Annotated in this window: 6 protein-coding genes; 2 read left to right on the forward strand and 4 right to left on the reverse strand. The window is 47.1% G+C overall.

Translation table 11 applies throughout. The features are described from left to right. Window positions 1–30: 30 nt before the first annotated feature. From ABUL11_RS10955 to ABUL11_RS10965, 3 genes are all read right to left on the reverse strand, one after another. Window positions 31–399, reverse strand: a complete 369-nt coding sequence (locus ABUL11_RS10955; RefSeq protein ID WP_350283887.1) for a YidH family protein — start codon at window positions 397–399, stop codon at window positions 31–33. 67 nt (window positions 400–466) lie between these two features. Further along, a complete protein-coding gene (locus tag ABUL11_RS10960) occupies window positions 467–1168 on the reverse strand; it encodes an RNA ligase family protein (RefSeq protein WP_350283888.1) in 702 nt (233 codons plus the stop codon). 79 nt (window positions 1169–1247) lie between these two features. Beyond that, complete coding sequence (locus tag ABUL11_RS10965; protein WP_350283889.1) at window positions 1248–1436, reverse strand: hypothetical protein; 189 nt, start codon at window positions 1434–1436, stop codon at window positions 1248–1250. Between the two features lie 511 nt (window positions 1437–1947). Here ABUL11_RS10965 and ABUL11_RS10970 point away from each other — a divergent pair. Continuing rightward, a complete protein-coding gene (locus ABUL11_RS10970; RefSeq protein WP_350283890.1) occupies window positions 1948–2190 on the forward strand; it encodes an epoxyqueuosine reductase QueH in 243 nt (80 codons plus the stop codon). Further along, the gene (locus tag ABUL11_RS10975; protein ID WP_350283891.1) at window positions 2150–2596 is read left to right on the forward strand and encodes an epoxyqueuosine reductase QueH; all 447 of its coding nucleotides are present in this window, start codon (window positions 2150–2152) and stop codon (window positions 2594–2596) included. The genes ABUL11_RS10970 and ABUL11_RS10975 overlap by 41 nt, the downstream gene beginning before the upstream one ends. Window positions 2597–2724: 128 nt before the next feature. Here ABUL11_RS10975 and ABUL11_RS10980 read toward each other — a convergent pair whose 3' ends face one another. Further along, a complete protein-coding gene (locus ABUL11_RS10980; RefSeq protein ID WP_350283892.1) occupies window positions 2725–3498 on the reverse strand; it encodes a complement resistance protein TraT in 774 nt (257 codons plus the stop codon). Between the last annotated feature and the right edge of the window lie 518 nt (window positions 3499–4016).

Genomic DNA, 4016 nt, shown 5'->3' on the forward strand with positions numbered 1-4016 from the left:
GTAACTACCTCACCAACTCCGGCTATGAATCTAACTAAACGAGAAATGCTCTAATGCCAATATCAACCCAAGTATTGCGACTGCCAGATTAACCAGAAGGCCCCATTTTGCTGCATAACCGGGCGGGAATTCATTGGGTGTGAGTGTTCGCAGGATGACCGCATACTGGCGGGCAGAATAGGCGGAAGTTATTGCTCCCAGAGCGATGAAGGCCAAACCCAGCCAGGACATAATCATCAACTGGTTCGAATTGATGATTTCCGGCGAAACAGCACGTGCCAGCCTTCCTGCGCGTTCCACCACAAATCCAAACGCGATGAGGGACAGGCTGGTACGGTTCCAGGCAAGTAAAGTGCGCTCGGCGGCAAATAATACTCTCGGATCTTTCAGATCGGACATGCTACTTTCCTTACATTTGGTTGAATCAGGATGTTTACCACCAATAGGGCCGCAGGGTTGGTTACAGTCACGGCCTGCACTTTACTGACCTGGTATTCACCAGATTCCATTCAATTGTCCGGCTGCGCCAGTGATCTGCGATGGTCTGAACAAATTCCCGGTTGACCAGTTTTGCTCGATTTTCACACCAGAGTGGGGAGTCACAACGAATGACGATCCCTTCGACCTTGCCGCTGCGATACCGGCTACGGGTATCATCCAGTAACCGGATGAGTTGATCCCGTGTTACCTTGGCGCGTTTCAGTAGAGGCACCGTACTGATATCCAATTCCTGAGCCAGTTGGTTGCGCCGTGCGAGGCTCCAGAATTTGCCTGCCCCACAATCGTAAACATCGAACAGCAGAAACCAGTCAGGCAGCTTGTCGTGATCGAGCGAGTGTCTGGCGGCACACCATTCACCGAACAAAATCAGTTCCGGTGTCAGTATTTGTCTGAGACTTTCTCCATGCTGGCCAAGCCAACTGTTCAGGCGGGAGAACTGTCCGGAAAAAGGTTGGGGTAGATATTGGCCGCGATTTTGTGCACGCAATTCACCCTGCTCATCCAGAGAGATGCCCAGGTTGGCGCCATCCAGTTTTTCCTCGATCAGTACTTCATCCCGCAGCAGTGCGGCCACTTCTTCATCAGACAGAATTTTGTCATCTCTGGGTTGGCCCTTTTCCAGCCAGAGCAGGTGGGGAGTATTGGGGAAACGGAAGAATTCAGTCATGATCATCTGTTTATCTTTTCAGCATGTTTGGCGCGAAACCAGTCTTCAATGAGGGGTTCCAACGATAATCCAGCGTGTATCAGTGCCTGTTCCCAATCATGCCAGTCGGTTCGCCGGCGAAGGCGATCGTGCTTTCGCCGTACTGCTTCCGGGCTTCCACCGCGGCAGCGACCATTTTTCGATCTGCCAGGTCGTGTACTATCGAATTCAGTGGTGGCTGCAGCACAGCATGGCTGTCAGCGTCGTATTGCACATTTACGTTATCCATTGCCGCGGTACTCCATTTATGGATCACGACCTGAATTCCGTAATCGTTGAACCCAAGTTTGTGGTCATATTCTTCCTTGATTCTGCCGGCTGTATCGAGTATCAGTCTTGCCGGGCTGCTTTCGAATTCGACCAGCCATTGCTACACCCGAAATCTGAGTGCGGGATCTTGTGGCGTCGCATCGATATCCTTTGGTGTAACCGGATCAGCCGCACTGGCTGTGATCAGCACATTAGTATCCACCACATAACGTTGCTTCATTTTCTGTGCTGTTTCTGGTGATGGGCATGAAGTGGGTCAGTCTCAATGAGGTGAACATGATCTTCTGATTGAAATTCTATGATGATTTTCTGTTGATTTTATCATCAGGGAGTTTTATAGATTCTCGGGTCTATAATAGCGTTGTGGATAGCCTGAAAAAACCAGATGTCGGAGTGAAAGCCTGTCCCGGATAAGTCAGGCGAAGGTTGAAAATCAATGAATAACTGTGTTGCAGGTAAAAAATTGAGAAATGGAACGTGAAAAACTGGAACTGCCGGAAAACGGTAAAAAGCTACTGCTGCATTCCTGCTGTGCACCCTGTTCGGGTGAAGTTATGGAAGCTATCGTCGCTTCCGGAATCGATTTTTCCATCTTTTTTTGTAATCCGAATATTCACCCGCGCAAGGAATACGATTTACGCAAGGATGAGAATATCCGTTTTGCCGAGAAGCATGGTAATCCCGTTTATCGATGCCGATTACGACATGGATGACTGGTTCAAACGGGCAAAGGGAATGGAAATAGAGCCTGAACGGGGAATCCGCTGCACCATGTGTTTCGACATGCGGTTTGAGCGTACGGCCTTATATGCATCTGAAAACGGATTCGATGTCATTTCCAGCTCGCTCGGTATTTCCCGCTGGAAAAATATGGATCAGATAAACGAGAGTGGTGTCAGAGCAGCAGCGCAATATCCAGGGGTCACCTACTGGACATACAACTGGCGTAAGAAAGGAGGCTCTGCACGTATGCTGGAAATCAGTAAACGTGAAAAATTCTATATGCAGGAATACTGTGGTTGCGCTTATTCGTTGCGGGACACCAATAAATGGCGAGTGGAGCATGGCAGGGAAAAGATACGGATCGGGGAGAAGTATTATGATAAGGTTACCAAGTAAATATGTGTTTACCGGAAGTTTTTCAAATATTGGATCGTCCGGTATATTTAATCAGTAAAATCTTTAAATATTTTCACTTGCAGGTTGTTCAACTGTACTGCAATGCTGTCCAGGTAGCAGGCGGAATGTCAGAATAATCCGGAAATGGTACGTCCCAGGCCGTAAGTTAATTCGGGTGCCGCCTCTTTATATTCAAGATTAACCTTGTTGGCGATGCTGACGATGCGGGTGCGATATCTGTTCATTTCGCCGACCTTGGAAGGGCTTTGTCTTTTGGAGTCTTCAATTTCTGGCTGCAGATCCTGTTGACGATCTTCACGCACAATGGCAGTTTCTTCAGCACGCTCTGCAATCTCGACATCGGTGATGACCATAAAAGTCACATCTTTTACTGCAGCTCCGGCAAGGGTATCGGCGAGGCCGAATGCTGCCGCCCCGGCGAGTCCGCCAATCCCTGCACCACTCCAGCCATCAATAGCTGCGCCAGTTGCCGAGCCTACTGCCGCGCCCATTGCTGCACTGCCCAATCCGCCATAGCCCGCTTTCAATGCTAATTCGGCTGCAGTCGGGCTGGATTTTTCAACACTCAGAACACTGACCTGCAACCAGTAATGTGCCATTTTCGGACTTTCTGTAATACGGTAACCTTTATTTTGTAATGAGTCGATGATAGATGAGGCAATATCGAAGTTGGCTTTATCCGAAGTATTGCGAATATTCAGGTAGATGACTTTTTGTTCCGGCTCAACTGGATCCAGAAAAATAATGTTACTCATTCTGGTTTGTACATCGAGGTCTTTCTTTGCAATTGATGTGTGGATCGCAGCGCAACCACTTAATGCCAAAGAAAGAGTCATGGTTCCGGTTAAGATCCAGGTGGATTTATCAATGGAATAACCCATTTTAACTCCTAGTATTTGTTATGAAAGAGTAAAGGTAAAACGAATAAAATGTATTCTTGCATGTGACTGGGGATACCGTTTGCATATATCGTGTAAATGAATGACTTACCAGCCGTAATAAAAAGGAAGGTAACGACTGGAGCCGTAATAGTTACCCTAATAGGTTGTATGTACCCTCCAAAATAACTTCTGTAACCATAACTTTTTCCATCGTGCAGGCTGGCTTCGACAGGCCGATATATGGTCTGATGCAATGTTGGATTTACCTTCCTGTGTGACTATTTGCGGTGCAGAGGCCAATTGGGTATTACCAGGGATACTAAATGGCTTGTTGATAATCTCGGCATTAAATTGCCGTTGAATTTTACTGCTATCCTGCATTTATCTTAAGTGGTACCGCTCAAAAGAAGCAATAGCAAATCTTTGTAAACAACAAAATATGATTGTCTGCTATTTCTTCACAATATAGCCTACGTCACATAAAATGATTTGATTTTAAAGAGTTGCTCGACGGTTTT

It is taken from the genome of Nitrosomonas sp., from assembly GCF_040256045.1.
In the GTDB taxonomy this organism is placed as follows: Bacteria; Pseudomonadota; Gammaproteobacteria; order Burkholderiales; family Nitrosomonadaceae; genus Nitrosomonas.

Excerpts from the sequence above, each read along its gene's own strand:
- ABUL11_RS10955 (WP_350283887.1), bottom strand. The coding sequence starts at position 399 with ATGTCCGATCTGAAAGATCCGAGAGTATTATTTGCCGCCGAGCGCACT.
- ABUL11_RS10960 (WP_350283888.1), bottom strand. The coding sequence starts at position 1,168 with ATGACTGAATTCTTCCGTTTCCCCAATACTCCCCACCTGCTCTGGCTG.
- ABUL11_RS10965 (WP_350283889.1), bottom strand. The coding sequence starts at position 1,436 with ATGGATAACGTAAATGTGCAATACGACGCTGACAGCCATGCTGTGCTG.
- ABUL11_RS10970 (WP_350283890.1), top strand. The coding sequence starts at position 1,948 with ATGGAACGTGAAAAACTGGAACTGCCGGAAAACGGTAAAAAGCTACTG.
- ABUL11_RS10975 (WP_350283891.1), top strand. The coding sequence starts at position 2,150 with ATGGTAATCCCGTTTATCGATGCCGATTACGACATGGATGACTGGTTC.
- ABUL11_RS10980 (WP_350283892.1), bottom strand. The coding sequence starts at position 3,498 with ATGGGTTATTCCATTGATAAATCCACCTGGATCTTAACCGGAACCATG.